13 protein-coding genes and 1 pseudogene are annotated in these 18,725 nt (G+C 69.8%); 6 read left to right on the forward strand and 8 right to left on the reverse strand.

Going from position 1 to position 18,725, the window contains the following annotated elements; translation table 11 throughout:
* Positions 1 to 357: pseudogene (locus RVF83_RS00005) on the reverse strand (PDZ domain-containing protein); the annotation flags it as partial.
* Between the two features lie 107 nt (positions 358 to 464).
* On the opposite strand from RVF83_RS00005, the gene RVF83_RS00010 reads away from it, so the two are divergent.
* The 3 genes from RVF83_RS00010 (at position 465) to RVF83_RS00020 (ending at position 4,262) form a co-directional block, all read left to right on the forward strand.
* A complete protein-coding gene (locus tag RVF83_RS00010) occupies positions 465 to 1,931 on the forward strand; it encodes a zinc-dependent metalloprotease (RefSeq protein ID WP_005199601.1) in 1,467 nt (488 codons plus the stop codon).
* An 87-nt stretch (positions 1,932 to 2,018) separates the two neighbouring features.
* A complete protein-coding gene (locus RVF83_RS00015) occupies positions 2,019 to 2,930 on the forward strand; it encodes a hypothetical protein (protein WP_005199600.1) in 912 nt (303 codons plus the stop codon).
* A 15-nt stretch (positions 2,931 to 2,945) separates the two neighbouring features.
* Complete coding sequence (locus RVF83_RS00020; protein WP_005199599.1) at positions 2,946 to 4,262, forward strand: ABC1 kinase family protein; 1,317 nt, start codon at positions 2,946 to 2,948, stop codon at positions 4,260 to 4,262.
* Positions 4,263 to 4,334: 72 nt separating this feature from the next.
* Here RVF83_RS00020 and RVF83_RS00025 read toward each other — a convergent pair whose 3' ends face one another.
* Together RVF83_RS00025 and RVF83_RS00030 are read right to left on the reverse strand one after the other, a co-directional pair.
* On the reverse strand, positions 4,335 to 4,625 hold the full coding sequence (locus tag RVF83_RS00025) for a WhiB family transcriptional regulator (protein ID WP_005199598.1): 291 nt from the start codon (positions 4,623 to 4,625) through the stop codon (positions 4,335 to 4,337).
* A gap of 599 nt (positions 4,626 to 5,224) precedes the next feature.
* Positions 5,225 to 7,357, reverse strand: a complete 2,133-nt coding sequence (locus RVF83_RS00030) for an ATP-dependent DNA helicase UvrD2 (protein WP_279404838.1) — start codon at positions 7,355 to 7,357, stop codon at positions 5,225 to 5,227.
* A 118-nt stretch (positions 7,358 to 7,475) separates the two neighbouring features.
* On the opposite strand from RVF83_RS00030, the gene RVF83_RS00035 reads away from it, so the two are divergent.
* A complete protein-coding gene (locus RVF83_RS00035; protein ID WP_005197022.1) occupies positions 7,476 to 7,760 on the forward strand; it encodes a mycoredoxin in 285 nt (94 codons plus the stop codon).
* 71 nt (positions 7,761 to 7,831) lie between these two features.
* On the opposite strand, the gene nudC is transcribed toward RVF83_RS00035, so the two are convergent.
* From nudC to RVF83_RS00055, 4 genes are all read right to left on the reverse strand, one after another.
* The gene (gene nudC / locus RVF83_RS00040) at positions 7,832 to 8,752 is read right to left on the reverse strand and encodes an NAD(+) diphosphatase (protein WP_005197024.1); all 921 of its coding nucleotides are present in this window, start codon (positions 8,750 to 8,752) and stop codon (positions 7,832 to 7,834) included.
* A gap of 70 nt (positions 8,753 to 8,822) precedes the next feature.
* Positions 8,823 to 9,902 carry a potassium channel family protein gene (locus RVF83_RS00045; RefSeq protein WP_005197026.1) on the reverse strand — a complete coding sequence of 360 codons (1,080 nt, stop codon included), beginning with the start codon at positions 9,900 to 9,902 and terminating at the stop codon, positions 8,823 to 8,825.
* 60 nt (positions 9,903 to 9,962) lie between these two features.
* Positions 9,963 to 13,373: an ATP-dependent helicase gene (locus RVF83_RS00050; protein WP_005197027.1), complete on the reverse strand. Its 3,411-nt coding sequence runs from the start codon at positions 13,371 to 13,373 to the stop codon at positions 9,963 to 9,965.
* Positions 13,366 to 16,767 carry an ATP-dependent helicase gene (locus tag RVF83_RS00055; RefSeq protein ID WP_005197029.1) on the reverse strand — a complete coding sequence of 1,134 codons (3,402 nt, stop codon included), beginning with the start codon at positions 16,765 to 16,767 and terminating at the stop codon, positions 13,366 to 13,368. Before RVF83_RS00055 ends, RVF83_RS00050 begins: the two co-directional genes overlap by 8 nt.
* Before the next feature lie 99 nt (positions 16,768 to 16,866).
* Here RVF83_RS00055 and RVF83_RS00060 point away from each other — a divergent pair, with 99 nt between their 5' ends.
* A complete protein-coding gene (locus RVF83_RS00060; RefSeq protein WP_005197031.1) occupies positions 16,867 to 17,652 on the forward strand; it encodes an alpha/beta fold hydrolase in 786 nt (261 codons plus the stop codon).
* A gap of 7 nt (positions 17,653 to 17,659) precedes the next feature.
* Positions 17,660 to 17,959: an MGMT family protein gene (locus RVF83_RS00065; protein WP_005197033.1), complete on the forward strand. Its 300-nt coding sequence runs from the start codon at positions 17,660 to 17,662 to the stop codon at positions 17,957 to 17,959.
* Between the two features lie 9 nt (positions 17,960 to 17,968).
* On the opposite strand, the gene RVF83_RS00070 is transcribed toward RVF83_RS00065, so the two are convergent.
* A complete protein-coding gene (locus RVF83_RS00070; protein ID WP_005197035.1) occupies positions 17,969 to 18,712 on the reverse strand; it encodes a sirohydrochlorin chelatase in 744 nt (247 codons plus the stop codon).
* Positions 18,713 to 18,725 lie beyond the last annotated feature (13 nt).

Genomic DNA, 18,725 nt, shown 5'->3' on the forward strand with positions numbered 1-18,725 from the left:
CTGCTCGGTGGTACGGCCCGGCGGATACACCTCGTCGCGCGGGGTGAGCGCGTACTTCCCGGACAGCCACATGCCCAGTGCGTCGAACAGGGTGAGCCCGTCGCTGACCGACACCGTCGTCAGGTTGAGGTTTCCGGTGGTCTTGTCGAGGGGAGCACCGTCGATCTGCACGACCTTGCGTTCGACCACCTTGCCGTCCTGCTCGACCTTCGTCATGCCCAACGTGTTCAGCGTCGGACCGGGACCGAGCGCGGCGTAGGGCACCTGCACCTGCGTGCCGACGACGAGCAACGCCAGCAACACCAGGGCGCTGACCGCGGCGGTGGCGATCCGGCGGAAGCGGGGGCTCGAACTCATTCCGCACACGATAGTGCCCCGACCTCCGGGGACGGTCCCGGCGTCGCTACGCGCACGGCGAACGTCCGACGCCGTGAACGTCCCTTTCGGGGCGGTACGGTGGACGTATGAGTGATCTGCCCTTCGGCTTCTCGGCGTCCGGCAACGGGGACGACGACCGCGACAAGAACAGCGGCGACAAGGACAAGCCGGGCGACAACCCCGGCAACCCCTTCGGTGGCGCCAACCCGTTCGGATTCGCAATGGGCGGACAGGGTTCCGGCGGCGGACAGGGCTTCGGCGACTTCGACCCCTCGAACTTCGACCCGAACATGCTCGGCCAGATGTTCTCCCAACTCGGCAGCATGTTCAGCGGCATGGGCGCCGGGATGGCCGGTGGCGGCAGCGGTCCGGTGAACTATCAGGTCGCCACGAATCTCGCCCGCCAGCAGATCGGTTCTTTCACGCCGATCCTGGAGAAGGAGATCTCGGCGTCGGCCGATGCCGTGCGACTGGCCGACGTCTGGCTCGACGACGCGACGACCTTTCCCAGCGGTGTCACCCAGACCGTCGCGTGGACCCCGGTGCAGTGGCTCGAGGAGTCGATGGACACCTGGAAGGGTCTGTGCAACCCGGTCGCCGAACAGCTCGCGCGCACCTGGCAGGACAACCTCCCCGCCGAGGCCGCGCAGTTCGCCGGCCCGATGCTGGGCATGCTGACGCAGATGAGTGGGATGGCCTTCGGCACCCAGCTCGGCCAGGGGCTCGGCCAGCTCGCCAAGGAGGTGCTCACCTCCACCGACATCGGTCTGCCGCTGGCGCCCGAGGGCATCGCAGTGCTTCTCCCCGAGGCGATCGCGAAGTTCGCCGAAGGCCTCGAGCAGCCCGCCCAGGAGATCATCGTCTTCCTCGCCGCCCGCGAGGCCGCGCACGTCCGGCTCTTCACGCACGTCGGCTGGCTGCGTCAGCGCCTGCTGTCGACGGTCGAGGAGTACGCGCGCGGGATCAGTATCGACTTCAGCGGGATCACCGACGCCACGTCGAACATCGATCCCACCGAACTGCTGTCGGATCCGTCGAAGCTCGAGGAGCTCATCAGCTCGTCGACGTCATTCGAGCCGACCACCACGCCCGAGCAGAAGGCTGCGCTCGGCCGCCTCGAGACGCTGCTGGCCCTCATCGAGGGCTGGGTGGAGCAGGTCGTGACCCGGGCACTGGGCGACCGCATCCCGAGCACGGGCGCACTGACCGAGACCATCCGCCGGCGCCGCGCCTCGGGCGGTCCCGCCGAGCAGACCTTCGCGACCCTCGTCGGCCTCGAACTGCGGCCGCGCAAGGTGCGCGAGGCGTCGGAACTGTGGCGGCGCGTGTTCGAGGCCACCGACCTGTCGACCCGCGACGGCGTCTGGGCTCACCCCGACCTGCTGCCCGACTCCGACGACCTGGACAACCCGGCGGCGTTCATCGACCGACTCCTGCACAAGGACACCGATCTCGACGACGCCATCGCGCAGCTCGAGAAGTCCCTCGCCGAACAGGACGGCACCGAGTCCGGAGACGACGGGCCGAACGGACAGAGCGGGCAGGCCGGCTGACTCCACAGTCGACGCCGCACGCGCCCATGTTGTGGATAACCGGCCCGGTCGCCCTCGGCGAGGTGTTTTCACTGGCAGAGTTGCGCCATGTCCATCACGGTTCCGCGCATCCGGCCAGGAACACCGATCCTGGTACGGCCGGGCAACCGGGTGCATGTGGGAATCGACCCGGCCGGCAGCGTGATCATCGAGCTCGACGACGCGATCTCCGCGCATTCGGTCGCCACGATGCTGCGCTCGCTGGAAAGCCCGTGCACCCCGGAACTGCTCATCCGTCGGGCGTCGGCGGCCGGGCTCGCCGACCACGAGATCCGGACGCTCCTCGACGGCCTGTCCGCGGCCGGGCGGACGAGCACACCTGCCGAGACCGAAACAACAACGGTCAGTACGGATCACGCCGACTTCCGCATACAGATCCACGGTCAGGGACCATTGTCGGACCTGCTGATCGCGTCATTGCGAGCGCAGGGCCTGCAGGTACAACGGACGATGCGCCGACGCCCCGACGGCTCGCTCGACACCGTCGACACCAGACTCGTGATCCTCAGCGATTTCCTCGTCCACGACCCACGGGTCGTCTTCGCCCTGACGAGGGCCCGGATCCCGCACCTGCTGGTTCGGGTCCGCGACGGCGTCGGGATCGTCGGCCCGCTCGTCCTGCCGGGACTCTCGAGTTGTCTGATGTGCGCCGACCACCATCGCTCCGACGCCGACCCGGAGTGGCCGACAATGGCGGTGCAGCTCATCCGCGCGCCGGGCGACCCGAATCCCGCGATCGTGCGGCCGACCGCCGCCATCGCGCACGGGCAGATCGAACGTCTCGTGACCGCACTGCGCCGGCCCTCCCCCGCCGCATCACGGGGCGCACCCCAGTTGTTGAATCAGGTAGTGGAGTTCCGCGATGATCCGGTGCGAGTGGACCGCCGAGAATGGTTACCCCACCCGAGCTGCGATTGTCGTCTGGTGCGAGACGAACAGCTCAAGTCGTCTATTGTGTGACGCGGAAAGGATGCTATGACCGACATCACTCGGGGGCAGGGTCGTCGCAACGCGAAGTTGGCTTCTCTCCCCATCGGTATGGCCGGACGTGCGGCGGCGGGGCTCGGCAAGCGCATGGTCGGCAAAGACAAGGACGAGGTCAATCAGGAACTCCTCGAGAAGTCCGCGGAACAGCTGTTCGCGGTCCTCGGCGAGCTCAAGGGCGGCGCCATGAAGGTGGGTCAGGCGCTGTCGATCATGGAAGCTGCGATCCCCGACGAGTTCGGTGAACCGTTCCGCGAGGCACTCACCAAGCTCCAGGCGGAGGCACCGCCGATGTCGGCCGCCAAGGTCCACAAGGTTCTCGACCAGCAGCTCGGTACCCGCTGGCGTGAGCGATTCAAGGAGTTCTCCGACGAGCCTGCGGCGTCTGCATCGATCGGCCAGGTACACAAGGGGGTGTGGTCCGACGGACGCGAGGTCGCGGTCAAGGTCCAGTACCCGGGCGCCGACCACGCACTCAAGGCCGACCTGAAGACGTTGTCGCGCATGTCGGGACTGCTGCAGCGGCTGTCGCCGGGCACCGACGTCAAGGCGATGATGGACGAACTCATCGACCGCACCGAGGCCGAACTCGACTACCTCGGCGAGGCCGAGAACCAGCGGGCCTTCGCCAAGGCGTACGACGGGCATCCGAACTTCCTGATCCCCAAGGTGGTCGCCAGCGCACCCAAGGTCGTGGTCTCGGAATGGGTCGACGGTGTCGCGCTGTCGAAAGTCATCACGACCGGCGACCAGGAGACCCGCGACAACGCGGCCGCCAAGATGGCCGAGTTCGAGGTCAGCTCGCCCTACCGGGTCGGTCTGCTCCACGGCGACCCGCATCCCGGCAACTTCTTCATCGCCGACGACGGCCGCTTCGGTGTCCTCGACTTCGGTGCGGTCGGCCACTACCCCGGCGGACTGCCCCCGGAGACCGGGCCGATCCTGCGGCTCGCCCGCGACCAGAAGTATGACGAACTCAAGGAGCTGATGGTCGAGGCGGAGTTCATCCGGCCGTCGCACGCGTCGAAGGTCACCAGCGCCGATCTCGAGGCGTACCTGCGGCCGTACGTCGACCCGCTGTACTCCGAGTCGTTCCACTTCACTCGCAAGTGGATGCAGCGCGCCGCGGGCAAGGCCACCGACGTGCGCGGCGAGGTCTACAAGACCTCGCGGAACCTCAACGTGCCCAAGCGGTTCGTCATGGTGTTCCGTGTGCTCGGCGGCTGTGTCGGCATCGCCTCGCAGCTCGAGGCGCACGCCCCGTACCGCGCCATCATGGAGGAATGGGTGCCCGGTCTGGGCGACTGACTCCCACAACGACCACAACGACCACAACGACCACAACGACGCCGCGAGCATCTGCTCGCGGCGTCGCTGTTCTCAGGCTGCGTTCTTGCGCGGCCGGCCACGCGGTCGCTTGCGTGCGATCACCGCACCGCGTTCGAAGATCTCGCCGCCCCACACACCCCAGGGTTCGGCACGATCCAGGGCCGCCTGCAGGCACTGGGTGCGGAGCGGGCAGTCGACACACATCGCCTTGGCACGCTCCAGGTCACGCGGGTTGTCGGCGAACCACAGGTCGGCGTCGGCCACCTGGCAGGGCAGGTCGAGCCGGGCGGTCGCTGCGCGGTCCGCCGAGAGACAGGACTCGAGTACGCAATCGACAGTCATTGGTTTTCTCCACATCTGCTCGTTTGGGATTGGTGACCCATGTCCTCGATGTGGCTGCCGGTCCGAGATCCCCTGTCGGGGTGACGATCGGGTGACAAAAAAGAGGGCCACGGGTTTCGCCTCTGCGATTCGCCCGTGGCCCGAAGTTTCCCGGAGTTCTAACTCCGGAGAATCGGTGTCGGTACGGGGAACCCATGCGGCGCAGGGGCTGCGGCTGCTGCCGGCGGCGCTACGTGCGCTGCTGCTGCCAGATGCACTGCCACTGCGGGGCGCGCTGCCGCCGACGGTGCGATCGCCGGGACTGCCGCTGCAACGGCCGGCATTGCCGGAATAGTCGCTCGAGCGGCAACCGGACGTGCGCAGACGGCAGGCAGCCAGGAGCGGTTGCGACGGGCGCGCAGAACGACGGCGTGTGCCTGGTTCGGCTTGGCCGCAGGCACGGCGATGCCGGCCTGGTTCACGGTGCTTCCGTTCACTGATCCGCTCCTTTCTCTACTCGTCGAACTCAGATGAGCGATGGGTTCCTCGTGGGCACAAGAGCGTTCCCACCCGTGTGCTGACGGAGATCAGCCTAAACGGTGCGCCAGAAGGCGCACAACCTATTTTTGACCTGCGGTTTTGACGAGTGCGAGGAGATCCTCGCCGTACTCGTCGAGCTTCTGCGCGCCGATCCCCGAGATCGACACCAGCGCAGCGGTATCCGTGGGGCGCTGCTCGGCGATGGCGGTCAGCGTCTTGTCGGAGAAGACGACGAAGGGAGGGACCTTCTTCGCCTGGGCGCGAGACCTGCGCCATTCCTTGAGCGCGACCAGAAGGTTCTCGTCGAGGTCGGACGGACATCCCGCGCACCGACCGAGCAAGGTCGCGGTCGAATCCATCAGCCGCGAGCCACAGACGCGGCAGGTCGGGCCCTTGCGGGGCGTACGTTCCTTGGCGATCTTCGAGGCCGGTGAGTCGTCGGGGACGAGGTCGGTCAGGAATCGGGATCGTCGACGGGCTCGGCCGCCCTCGTTGCGCGCAAGAGCCCACGACAGATGTAGGTGTTCGCGGGCACGTGTCACGCCCACGTAGAACAGCCGGCGCTCCTCCTCGACGTCTTCCCAGGACCCCTTGATGGCCTGACTGATCGGCAGCGATCCGTCGGTCAGCCCCACCAGGAAGACCGCATCCCACTCGAGTCCCTTGGCCGCGTGCAGGGACGACAGGGTGACGCCCTGGACCGTCGGCGGGTGGCGCGCCTCGGACCGCGTCGTGAGTTCGGCGGACAGCTGCGGCAGCGTGAGATCCGGGTTCTCCGCGACCATGTCCTCGGTCAGCTGCACCAGCGCCTTCAGCGACTCCCACCGGGCGCGCGCCTGGGCGCCCGACGGTTCCTCCTCGGTGAGTCCGAGTTCGCCGAGGACCGCGCGCACAACCTCGATCGTCGTGACACCGGGCTTCACCTCACGGTTGGCGACCGTGGCGATCTGTCGCATCGCCTGCCGCACCTCGGTACGCGCGAAGAACGCCTCACCGCCGCGCACCTGGTACGGGATGCCGGCCTCGGTCAGCGCCTGCTCGTAGTTCTCCGACTGGGCGTTGACGCGGTAGAGGATCGCGATCTCCGACGGCGCTACGCCCGACCTGATGAGGTGCTTGATCTCGATCGCGATCGAGGTGGCGGCGGCCGGCTCGTCGTCGTACTCGGCGAACTGCGGCTGCGGGCCGGAGGGCCGCTGGCCGATGAGGCGCAACCGGGTCCCGGCGATGCGCCCACGCGCGGCACCGATCACTCGGTTGGCGAGGTCGACGACCTCGGGTGTGGACCGGTAGTCACGCTCGAGCCGGACGACCGTCGCCTCCGGGAAGCGGCGGCTGAAGTCGAGCAGGTAGTTCGGGGACGCGCCGGTGAACGTGTAGATCGTCTGATTGGCGTCGCCGACGACCGTCAGATCGTCGCGCTCGCCGAGCCAGGCGTCGAGCAGACCCTGCTGGACGGGCGTCACGTCCTGGTACTCGTCAACGACGAAACACCGGTAGCGCGAACGGAATTCGTCGGCCGCGCCGGGTTCGATGGTGAGGATCTGCGTCATGTAGATGAGCATGTCGTCGAAGTCGAGAAGGCGATCGCCGTCCGGCGAGACCTTGGAGTCCTCGTAATGGCCGTACACCGCGGCGACCTTCTGCGGGGGCGCGGGCGACTCGCGTCCGAGGCGGCCGACCGCCTCGACATAGTTCTCCGGCGAGATCAGCGTGGCCTTGGCCCACTCGATCTCCGACGACAGGTCGCGCAGGGTGTCGGTCGCGGTGTCGAGTCCGGCGCGGCGGGCGGCGCGCGAGATGAGCGGGAACTTGTTGTCGATCAGCTCCCACCGGGCGTCGCCGAAGGCGCGAGGCCAGAAGTAGCGCAGCTGCCGCATCGCCGCGGCGTGGAAGGTCTGGGCGGCGACGTTGCCGGTGGCGCCGCCGACGCCGAGGCTCCGCAAGCGGGTCCGCATCTCGCCCGCCGCGCGGGCGGTGAACGTGACCGCGAGGACCTGGCCGGGATTCACCTGGCCGGTGTCGACGAGGTGGGCGATGCGTCGTGTGATGGTGCGCGTCTTACCCGTACCCGCGCCGGCCAGCACACAGACCGGGCCGCGCGGTGCGAGGACGGCCGCGGACTGCTCCGGGTCGAGTCCCTCGACCGCGCCGGCATCGCGGAAGCGGGCATCGGGGTTCGCGGGGGAGGTCGGGTGGCGCACGGACTCCACTATGTCACCACCCACCGACGCTCCCCGGACCGGCGATCGGGCTGTGCGTGACGCGCCCCACGTCGGCGATCGCGGCGCCGGCGGGAACAGCCTGCGCATGCGTGATGTTATGGCAGTCATGAGCAACGTGATCGACGACGAGGCCGGCGCCCGCAACTCCGACACCGGCGAACTGACCATGTACACCACCTCGTGGTGTGGTTACTGCGCCCGCCTGAAGACCGGACTGAAGGCCAGCGGCATCCCCTGGCAGGAGATCGACATCGAACTGAACCCGGACGCCGCCGAATTCGTCGGCAGCGTCAACGGCGGCAACCACGTCGTCCCGACCGTGCTCTACGCCGACGGCACGACCGCGACCAATCCCTCGATCGCCGACGTCAAGAAGAAGCTCGGCGTCTGATCTCGTGACCTGAACACCCGGGCCGGCCCTCGCCGGACCCGGGTTTTCTCGTCTCCGGGTCTACGGCAGCGTCATCCGGCCGCGGCCCAGGACTCGATCAGCGTGCGTGCGATCGAGATCGATCCGGGCAGCTGCAACCGGGGTGTTTCGCCGTCGGGTCCGGGGTCCGCTCGCGTCCACCCGTCCCGCGACAACGCCTCGCGCACCTCGTCGCGATGGAACCACTGTGCATCGCCGATCTCACCGTCGAGGAAGGCGAGCTGGTCCGCGGGATCCCCGATCGCGGCGAAGCCGAGCATCAGCGACCGGGGGAACGGCCACGGCTGGCTGCCCAGATAGCGCGGTTCGCGCACCACGATGCCGACCTCTTCGTGTACCTCGCGCAGCACACACTGTTCGAGCGACTCCCCCGGTTCGACGAACCCGGCGAGGGTCGAGTACCAGCCGTCGGGCCAGACGGCCTGGCGTCCCAGGAGGATTCGATCCGCACCGTCGTGGACGACGGTGATGATCGCGGGATCGGTGCGCGGGAACTCATCTCGGCCGGACTGGACGCTCCGGCGCACCCAGCCGCCCCGCGCCGACTGGGTCACCGACCCGTCGACGGGTGAATGTCTCGCCGTCTCATGCCAATTCAGGATTCCCAGCGCGGTGACGAGCAGCCCCGCCTCGTCCGGCGTCAGATGCACGGCGCCACGCCGTGCATCGTCGGTGGGTCCGTCGATGTGATCGACCCGGCGGGCCCACCGGTCGACGCCGTCCACGACACCGAGGATCACCGCGTCGGCGGGCGGTTCGTCGGCGACGGTGGCCGCCGGAACCCAGTGCAGCACACCGGACTCCCCGACCGGATAGCGGCCGTTGGAGTCGATCAGCAACACCTTCGCCTGTGGCCATCCCGCCAGCATGCGTTCGGCGTCGTCGCGGATCTCGTCGGCGCGGTGGAAGGTCGCCCGCGACAGCAGCGGCTGGTGGACCAGTTCGAAGTGCACGTCGGTGTGTCCCTTTTCGTTGGTCGGTGCGGGATGCTCGGCGATCGACAGGGCTGGCCGTCGCCCGGTTCTAGTCGTCGCCGGGGCTCTTGCGGACGTACAGCAGACGGTCGCCGACCTCGATCTGTTCGACCTCGCTGTCGTCGACGCGGTGCAGCACCCCGTTTCGGACGACGCCGAGCACGATGTCGCGGGTGTGCGCGGGCGAGCCGCCGGTCTCCGTCGGGTCGACCTCGCGTTCGGCGATGGCGTAACCCGCGTCCGGGGTGAGGAGATCCTCGATCACCTCGACCACCGACGGGGTCATCGTCGCGATGCCCAGCAGGCGGCCGGCCGTCTCGGAGGACACCACCACGGAGTTCGCGCCCGACTGACGCATCAGGTGGGTGTTCTCCGACTCCCGGATCGACGCCACGATCTTGGCCCGCGGGTTGATCTCACGCGCGGTGAGCGTCGCCAGGACGGCGGTGTCGTCGCGGCTGGTGGCGACCACGATGCTCGCGGCATGGGCGACGCCGGCGAGCCGCAGCACGTCGGATTTGGTGGCGTCGCCGCGGACGGTCACCAGGCCGTTGGAGGCGGCGGACTCGAGGACGGTCGGGTCGGAGTCGACGACCACGATCTCCGAGGGCTTGATGCCGTCGCCGCGCATGGCGTCGACCGCGGTGCGGCCCTTGGTGCCGTAACCGATGACCACGGTGTGATTGCGCACGGTACTCCTCCAACGCTGGATCTTGAGCGCCTGTCGGGACCGTTCGGTGAGCACCTCGAGGGTGGTGCCGATCAGCACGATCAGGAACAGCACACGCAGCGGCGTGATGATGATGATGTTGATGAATCGGGCGAACGGACTGATCGGCGTGATGTCGCCGTAGCCGGTCGTCGACAGCGTGACCGCCGAGTAGTACAGCGAGTCGAGGTAGGACAGTTCGCTGTTCTGCGCGTCCCGGTATCCCTCGCGATCGAGCCAGACGACCACCGAGGTGAAGAACAGCGCGAGGCACGCCCAGAGCACGCGGCGTCCGATCGCGCGTGCGGGGCTCTGCTGCAGCTCGGGGATACGGACGACGCCGACGAGTGCGTGGTCGGGCCGGTTGGCCAGCTCGGCGTCTGATCCGAAGCGGCCGCGGAAGCGGTTACGCACTGCCACGTTTGCGCTCCTGGAGTTCGCTCACACGCTGAAATGTAACCCACCCGGCGGCGCGAGGGCTCATTTGGCCAGCTTGGCGGCGAGGGTCGCCTCGTCGGGCAGGTCGTCGGCCTCCAGGGTGTGTCGGTCGCGCACGTAGTGGAAGGCGGCGTGCACCTTCTCCACCGGCACGCCGGCCAGCTGCGCCCAGGCGATCCGGTAGGCGGCCAACTGGATGAACAGCGACTCCCGTTTCGCCGGTTCGGGTACGACGCCGGTCTTCCAGTCGACGACCGTCCACGACCCGTCCTTCTCGGCGAAGACCGCGTCGATACGGCCCCGCACGACGATGCCGCCGATCACGGTCTCGAAGGGCACTTCCACCTCGGTGGGGCTGCGGTTGGCCCAGCGCGAGGCGAGGAATGCGTCGCGCAACGCGTCGAGATCGGCGTCGGGACTCGCGGTCGCGTCGGCGGCGCCCGGCAGTTCGTCGATGTCGAGCAGCCGGGTCGCGCCGAACCAGCGTTCGACCCAGGCGTGGAATGCGGTGCCGCGCCGCGCCATCGGGTTGGGCCGGAAAGGTGTGGGTCGGCGGAGCCGGCGGGCGAACTCGGCCTCGTCGGCGTCGAGTTCGACGAGCTGGCTGACCGAGAGGTGCGTCGGCAGCGTCACCTCGACGAGCGCCTGGTTGGCCTGATGGTGTTCGGCCAGCAGGGCCGACACCTCCGCTTCCCACGCCGCCACCTCGTCCTCCGGGTCGGGCGGCATCGGCAGCATCTCCGGATCGTCCGGGGCGTCCGGTGTCGCGAACAACGCGGGCGCCTCGCGGGCCGTGATGGCGTCCAGGACGAGCTCGGCGGCCGACTGCACCGCGTCGCGCCGGCCGGCGAGCGGATCACGCGGCCAGGGCTGCGCCACAATGCGTTCGGCAAGCGGGTTGGTCGCGTCCTCGGCGGGCGGCGGGATGCGCACCGCGATCGACAACCCGGTCGAGTCGACGGCGGGATCGGCGATCGCCTCGTCGACGGCGACCATCAGCTCGTCGAAGAAATCCGAACCGCCGCGCGGCTTGTCACCGGTCTCCGACCAGTGGTGGGCGGAGATCAGCAGGTCGTGTCGTGCACGGGTGAGGGCGACGTAGAGGAGGCGCCGATCCTCCTCGAGGCGTCGCTCGCTGATCGCCGCCTTGTGGTCGGACAGGGCGTCCTCGAGTTGCTTGCGGTCGCCGACGGTGTCGATCTTCAACAGCGGGAAGCCCTCCGGCGCGCCGTCGGCCGACTCGGCCGGGATCGCGAGGTCGCCGCGCAGGTCGGCGGGGAGCTCGCGCGCGCTGCCGAGCCACGTGGTGTCGGCCTTGGCGCTCGGGAAGATACCCTTCGCGAGATGCGGGATGGCCACGACATCCCACTCGAGCCCCTTCGCCGCGTGCACGGTGAGGATCTGCACGCGCTGTTCGGCGACCTCTATCTTGCCTGGTTCGAGACCTTTCTCGATGGACTCGGCGGCGTCGAGGAACGCCAGCAGCCCAGGCAGATTCGCGCCGGGACGATCGGCGTAGTGGCTGACGTAGTCGGCGAAGGCGTCGAGGTGTTCGCGACCGGTGATCGCGCCGCGCATCCGCCGGGCCCGGATCTGGGCCTCGACCCCCACGCCGATCGTGTTCTCCACATCGGCGACGAGTTCGGGCAGCGGTTGCCCGATGCGGCGGCGGAGGGACTCGAGCTGCGCACCGAACGCGCGAATGCGGGCGTATCCCTCCAGGCTGTAGTCGCTCGGGTCACCCGGATCGACGACGGCGTCGGCGATTCCGGCGCGATCGACGATCTCGGTGGGCAGCACCGCGTCGAGCGCGGCGTCGAGTTCCTCCCGGCTGGTGACGACGCCGCCCGCCTCGGCGTAGCTCTCGGCCGCCAGTGTGGTGGCGCGACGCCACAGGGCGGCAAGGTCTTTCGCGCCGAGACGCCAGCGGGCGCCGGTCAGGAGGCGCATGACGGCGGTGCCGGCCATCGGATCGGCCATCACGCGCAAAGTCGCAACGATGTCCTCGATCTCCGGGACGTGTAACAGTCCGCCGATGCCGACGACCTCGGTGGGGATGCCGCGGCTCTCCAGCTCGGCGGCCAGAGGGGCGGAATCCTCGTTGCGCCGCACCAGGATCGCCGTGGTGGGCGGCGCCTCACCGGCGGTCTCGGCCGCACGGTAGCGCCGCTCGACCTCGTCGGCGATCCAGTTCCGTTCGTCGAGAACGGTCTCGGTGAGGGCGATGGTCGCGGTGCCGTGTGGGGCGTCGGGGCGGGGTCGCAGGATGGAGACCGGGATTCCGCGGCGCCGCAGTTCCTCCGAGATCTGGTTGGCCAGACGGAGGCCCTGAGCCGCGTTGCGCCAGCTGGTGAGGAGTTCGCGACGTTCGGCGGGCGTGCCGTCGGGTCGCGGGAAGTCGCGGGCGAACCGCGGGAGGTTGGCCGCCGATGCTCCGCGCCAGCCGTAGATCGACTGGATCGGGTCCCCGACCGCCGTGACGGCCACCGACTGGCGCGACGGGTCGTGGCCCCCGAACAGGGTCGACAGCAGCACGCGCTGTGAGTGTCCGGTGTCCTGGTACTCGTCGAGGAGGACCGCACGGAACGCCGTCCGCTCGGCGGCCACGACCTCCGGGTTGGACACGACGAGCTTTGCGGCGAGCGACATCTGGCTGCCGAAGTCGAGGGCGGACTGTGCCCGCATCGTCTCGCCGAGGGCGATGACCATCGGGATCAGTTCGCGCCGTTCGTCGATGACCTCCTTGACCTTCAGCAGCGCCTGCGTCGGCTTGTCGCGCTGCTTCGGACCCTTCGGCAGGGTGTCGATGAGCTCGTACAGCCGCGACCCGGCCTTGGCGAGATCGTCGATGTCGACGAGGTGTTCGGACATCTCGCCGTACAGCTTGAGGACCGACTCGGTGACGCTCGCCGGAACCTTCTTGGTGTTCAGCTCCCCCGGCCACGACGACACGAGTGAGAAGGCGAGCTGCCACAGTTCGGTCTCGGTGAGCAGCGTCGACGACGGTTCGACGGGTAGCAGCAGACCGTAGTCGGCGATCAGCCGGCCGGCATAGGCGTGATAGGTGCTGACCTCTGGGTCGGCACCGCGCAGGCGTGCGGCCAGGGTCCCGTCCGGGTCCCAGGTCCGCAGTGCGGGCGCGCCCGACAACATGGACAGGCGACGCCGGATGCGTGCGCCGAGCTCGCTGGCGGCCTTGCGTGTGAAGGTGAGTCCGAGGATCTCGTCGGGTGCCACGATCTGGTTGGCGACGAGCCACACCACCCGCGAGGCCATCGTCTCGGTCTTGCCCGCCCCGGCTCCGGCGACGACGAGCATCGGTTCGACCGGCGCCTCGATCACCGCGACCTGTTCGGGGGTCGGGTCGGGAAGGCCGAGCGCCGCGGCCAGCGACTTCGCGCCGATCGTCGTGCGGCCGGTCGTGAACCCACCGATCTGGGTTCCGCTAGTCATCGGTCACCGCCTTCCCGGGGATCTTCGCGGGGCAGCTCGTGGTGAGATTGCAGTGCACGCAGCCAGGGTTGGGCGTCGCGGTGAAGGTCGGGCCGATGCTGGCCCGCGCTGCCCGGCGCACGACGCCGATCCACTCGTCGAGCATCTCGGGTGTCAACGGCGACTGGACTCGTTCGGTCGCACCGGAATTGCGGTTCGCGGTGGACACGTAGACCAGGCGCGCGCCGCCCGGTGGTACATCACCGAACTGCGGGACTCCCCCGTGTGCCAGCGCGACCTGATAGGCCGCCATCTGCGCGTGCTCGTCGGCCTCGGCCTTGGTGATCGCGTTCTTCGACGTCTTGACGTCGACCACCACCGGGCGGCCGGCCGAATCGGTCTCGAGGCGGTCGACGCGGCCGCGCAGCCGCACGTCGGGCGCATCCTCTTCGTCGGGATCACCGGTGGGGCCGCCGGGAACGGTGGCGTCGACCGGCAATTCGACGCCCACCTCCTCGAGGTCGGCACGCGAGATCCGCAGCCAGTCACGGAAGTGGCCGAGCATGCTCTCGGCGCGTTCGAGTTCGCGCGCCGAATACCAGCCCGCGCCGGTGTCGACCCGGTCCCAGATCCCGCGCAGCGCCGCGGTCACCTCGGCCGGATCCAGCTGTCCCGCCACGGCCTGTACGAGCGTGTGCACCAGGCTGCCGGTGAGCGCGGGTGTGCCGTCACCATCGCGGCCGCCGTTGCGTTCGAGCACCCACCGCAGCGAACAGCGGTTCAGCGCTTCGACATTCGACGGCGACAGCACGACGGGTCCGTTGTCCGGTGTCCACAGCGGCGCATCGGTGCTGGGTTCGGCGAGTCCGAACCAGTCGCGCGGGTGGGCGCCGGGGATGTCGGAATCGGCGAGTTCGGCGAGCAACCGGGCCGCGGCACGGGTCCGCTCATCGGGTTCGTGGGCACCGGCCATGACCACCGAGCGCAGCGTGGCGACCAGCGACGGCAGCGACAGTACGCGGTCCACGCCGGGGTCGAGCTGGAGTTCGGCCTGGGGCGCCTCGTCGTCGGGATCGTCGACGAGATCGGCGAGTTCGGTGAGGAACCGGGAGGGCGAGGCGTCACCGCTGCCGTCCTCCACCGCGGTGACCAGCAGCCTGCTGCGCGCACGCGTGCACGCGACCAGGAACAGCCGGCGCTCGTCGGCGAGTGCCGTGGCACCGCGGGCGACGGTGTCGACCGCGCCGGCGTCCATGCCGTCGAGGATGTCGACCAGCGCCCCGGTGGACAGGACACCGCCGCGACTGCGCAGCGACGGCCACAGGCCATCCTGGACACCGGCCACCGCGACGACCTCCCATTCGCGGCCCACCGCGGCGTGCGCGGACAGCACGGTCACCGATTCAGTTGCCGCCGTGGCGGTTCGGCTGTCACGTGGGATCTGCAGCTGGGAGAGGTAGTGGACGAAGCCGGCCGGTCCGGCGGCGGGCAGGGTGTCGGCGAAGTTGGCCGCCGCCTCGAACATCGCCATCACGGCGTCGAGGTCACGGTCGGCCTGTTCTCCGGCCGGACCACCCCGGACAGCCGACGCCGCCCAGCGCCGTTCCAGACCGGTGGCCTGCCAGGACGCCCACAGCGTCTCCTCGACGCCGCGGCCGGAATCGTGTGCCCGCTGTCCGGCGGCAACGACGTCGAGAACGCGGGCCAGCGGCGCCGCCTCGGTCTCGGTGAGGGCACGGCGGTACCGCGCGCCGAGCTCGGGGTCGAGGAGTGCACGGGTCAACGAGGTCAGCGAATCCGGTTGTGCCGTGGGGTCGTTCTTCTCGTCGAGGCGCCGGATGCCGCGCCGTAGGCGTCGCATCGCTCCGGGGTCGGCTGCTCCGACCGGCCCCGACAGCAGCGTGAGCGTGTCCTCGGTGGTGAACAGCTCGGACTCCGGGTTCGCCTCGCTCCGTGTCGCCGGGTCCTCGCGGCGGGCGGCGACCACGCGCAACACCAGCATCAGCGCGATCACCGCACGCTGGCGGTGTAGCGGCAGGTCGCTGGCCGGGGTGGTCACCGGGACACCGGCCGAGCGGAATGCGCGGCGCAGCGGGGGCAGGGCGAGGGACACCGAGCGGACGATCACAGCCATCTGCGACCACGGGACGCCGTCGAACAGGTGCGCGCGACGCAGCAGATCGGCGATCGCGGTGGCCTCCTTGGCCGCCGAACCGTACACGCGCACGGCCGCGACGTCGCGCGGCACGGCGGCGTCGGACTCGGCCTGCACCGGTTGCGGATACGCGTGCGGGCGCGCCCCGGGGAGCCGTGCCGCGATCGCACGTCCCAGGCGAGCGAGGTCGGGGTGGGAGCGGAAGTCGTGTTCGAGGACGATGTCGCGCTCGGAGCCCGGCTCGGCGAGCCCGTCGGCGAAACGTGGACTGGCTCCGCGGAACCCGAAGACCGACTGATCGGTGTCGGCCGCGATGATCGTCGACGTGGTGCCCGTGCCGACCAGCCGGATCAGCTGTGCGGCCTGCGGATCCAGATGCTGGGCGTCGTCGACGAGCAGGTGACGGATGCGGCGACGTTCGCCACTGAGGAGATCGGGGTCGGTTGCGAAGGCCGACAACGCCGAACCGATCAGCTCGGCGGCGTCGACCGCCGGTGCCGATGCACCGGGTGTCTCGAGTCCGACCGCGCCGCGCAGCAGCATGTTCTGCTCGTACTGGGCGTAGGCACGCGCCGCGGCGGTCCACTCGGGGCGTTTGTGTTCGCGACCGAGGGCCGCGAGTTCTTCCGGTCCGACGCCGCGTTCGGCGGCCCGCATCATCAGGTCGCGCAGAGCCTGCGCGAAGCCGTCGGTGCCGAGCGCCGGCCGCAGATGTGCCGGCCAGTACTCCGCCCCGTCCTCGATGTCGCCGGCGAGCAGCTCGCGCAGCACGACGTCCTGTTCGGAACCGGTGATGAGCCGTGGGGGCGGGTTGCCGTGCGCACTCGCCTGCAGGCGCAGGATCGCGAAGGCGTAGGAGTGCACGGTGCGTACGAGGGGTTCGCGGAGCGCACCGCCCAGCACGCGACGCCCCGCCGCGTTGGCCGAGAGCACGCGCCGGGTGATCTCCTCCCGCAGCGCGACCGCCGCCCGGCGGCTCGACGCCAGGACGAGGACTGATTCCGGATCGGTCGCGGGGTCGAGCAGGCGCGCGACCGCGGCGTCGACGATCAGGGCGGTCTTGCCGCTGCCCGGTCCGCCGTGGACCCGGACCGGACGCCAGGCCTGCTCCTCCTCGCCGGCCGGGATGCTCGCCGCCGGGTCGATGACCTGCGCGATCGCCGGCGGCCACTCCCGAGGACGGTCCGCGGCCTCGGGCGCCGCGACGAGCCGTGCGCGCAGGGCGCTGCGCGACGCCTGGGTGCCCGGTTTCCGACTCATGGGCTCCATCGAATCATGTGCCACCGACGACTCCGCGGCCCCGAGGTGTCGGTGCGGGTGGGTCGGGTCCCCCGCCCGCGCATACGGCAGGATGGACGGGTGACAGCTCTCAACACGTATGTCTTCGGCGGCGGCTCGGCGGAGGGCGACACGGTCCTCGCGATCCACGGTCTCACCGGCCACGGTCGTCGCTGGGAGCCACTGGCGCAGCACCTGGGCGGTGTCCGCATCGTCGCACCGGATCTCATCGGCCACGGCCGTTCCCCCTGGCGCCCGCCGTGGAGCATCGAGCACCATGTGCGTGCACTGTCGGCCGTGCTCGATGACCACGTCCCGGCCGGGCGGCCGATCGTCCTCGTGGGTCACTCGTACGGCGGTGCACTCGCACTACACCTGGCGAATCGCCGGCCCGACGCCGTCAAAGGACTCGTCCTCCTCGACCCCGCGCAGGGCCTCGACCCCGAGTTCGCGCTCCAGGTCGCCACCGACAGTCTCGACAACTGGGACTACGCGAGCGCCGACGCCGCGCGCTCGGCCAAACGCGCCGAGGGCTGGGCGGACGTTCCCGACGACATCCTCGAGGCCGAGCTCACCGAGCACCTCATCCCCCGCCCGCACGGCCGGGTCGGCTGGCGGGTCAGTGCACCTGCGGCCGCCGCATCGTGGAGCGAGATGGCCAGGCCCGCAGTGCTTCCGCCGCCGGGCGTGCCCACGCACGTCGTCGTCGCCGATCAGGTGCAGCCGCCTTTCGTGCGGCCGGCGTTCCTGGAGGCCTGCGCGAGCGAACGTGGGAACGACGTGACCGTGCACCACGTCGACTGTGCGCACATGGTGCCGTTCCTCGAACCCGAACTGTCCGCGTCGCTGATCCGCTCGTTGCTCTAGGGCCCCGATGGCTGCGATCACCGAGGAGCAGGTCGAAACCGTCCGCGCCCTGGTCGCGGCGATCCCGGTCGGCCAGGTGAGCACCTATGGCGACCTGGCCGGCGCGGCCGGACTGTCCAGCGCCCGGATCGTCGGCTGGATCATGCGCACCGACACCGCCGACCTGCCGTGGCATCGGGTCGTCCCCGCGAGCGGTCGTCCCGCCCGGCATCTCGCGAACCGTCAGCTCGAACGGCTTGCGGCGGAGGGGGTCCCGATCTCCGAGGGACGGATCCGGTTGCGCGAGTGCCGGTGGTCGATTCCCTGAACCGACAGCTCAGACCAACCGCGGCACCGGCGTACGTCGGTACGGACTGATCGCGGCACGCATACGCGTGACGATGAGGTCGACGATGCGCGGGTCGGGCCCGAGGGGCGCGGCGACGGCGTCGGCACCGTAGGTCTCCAGACGCTGATGGAAGAGTCCCGGTGCGAGCAGGTAACTCGCGACCACGACGCGGCGTCCGGTACGGCGTGCCTTCTCGATCGCCTCCGGCACCGACGGTTGCGCAGTGGTGACGAACCCGACCTCCACGCGGCCGCCGATCAGCGATTCCAGTTGCCGTGCAGCCAGATACACCTGTCCGCAGGCACTGGAATCCGACGATCCGGCGGCAGCCAGGACCACCGCGTCGCCCGGCTCCCAGCCGGCCTCGGCGAGCCGCAGGCGGGCGACCGCCGCGATCGCCGGGTCGGGGCCGAGCGCTCGGGTCACGACCGTGTCGGACCGCCCGGCGAGCGCGACGTGTTCGGGGATGTCCTTGCGGACGTGGTAACCCGACGCGAGAAACGCCGGCACCAGGACCGCGGGTTTGTCGAGGTCGGCGATCACCTCACCGGGAGTCGGCCCGAGCACGTCGACGAAGGCGGTGCGGGTGAGCCCGATCCGTGCGCTGACGGCCTCGGCGATCTCGGCGATCACGGTGACGCCGTGCGGGTTACGGGTGCCGTGCGCGACCAGCACAGGACTGACGTCACGCAGGCGGTCGCCGTGCGGGAGCCGAACGTGGTTGTGTCGCATGTGTTCTCCCCTG

Source organism: Gordonia rubripertincta, from assembly GCF_038024875.1.
Taxonomy (GTDB): Bacteria; Actinomycetota; Actinomycetes; order Mycobacteriales; family Mycobacteriaceae; genus Gordonia; species Gordonia rubripertincta.

Excerpts from the sequence above, each read along its gene's own strand:
- RVF83_RS00010 (WP_005199601.1), top strand. The coding sequence starts at position 465 with ATGAGTGATCTGCCCTTCGGCTTCTCGGCGTCCGGCAACGGGGACGAC.
- RVF83_RS00055 (WP_005197029.1), bottom strand. The coding sequence starts at position 16,767 with ATGAGTCGGAAACCGGGCACCCAGGCGTCGCGCAGCGCCCTGCGCGCA.
- RVF83_RS00070 (WP_005197035.1), bottom strand. The coding sequence starts at position 18,712 with ATGCGACACAACCACGTTCGGCTCCCGCACGGCGACCGCCTGCGTGAC.
- RVF83_RS00015 (WP_005199600.1), top strand. The coding sequence starts at position 2,019 with ATGTCCATCACGGTTCCGCGCATCCGGCCAGGAACACCGATCCTGGTA.
- RVF83_RS00035 (WP_005197022.1), top strand. The coding sequence starts at position 7,476 with ATGAGCAACGTGATCGACGACGAGGCCGGCGCCCGCAACTCCGACACC.
- RVF83_RS00025 (WP_005199598.1), bottom strand. The coding sequence starts at position 4,625 with ATGACTGTCGATTGCGTACTCGAGTCCTGTCTCTCGGCGGACCGCGCA.
- RVF83_RS00065 (WP_005197033.1), top strand. The coding sequence starts at position 17,660 with ATGGCTGCGATCACCGAGGAGCAGGTCGAAACCGTCCGCGCCCTGGTC.
- RVF83_RS00020 (WP_005199599.1), top strand. The coding sequence starts at position 2,946 with ATGACCGACATCACTCGGGGGCAGGGTCGTCGCAACGCGAAGTTGGCT.
- RVF83_RS00050 (WP_005197027.1), bottom strand. The coding sequence starts at position 13,373 with ATGACTAGCGGAACCCAGATCGGTGGGTTCACGACCGGCCGCACGACG.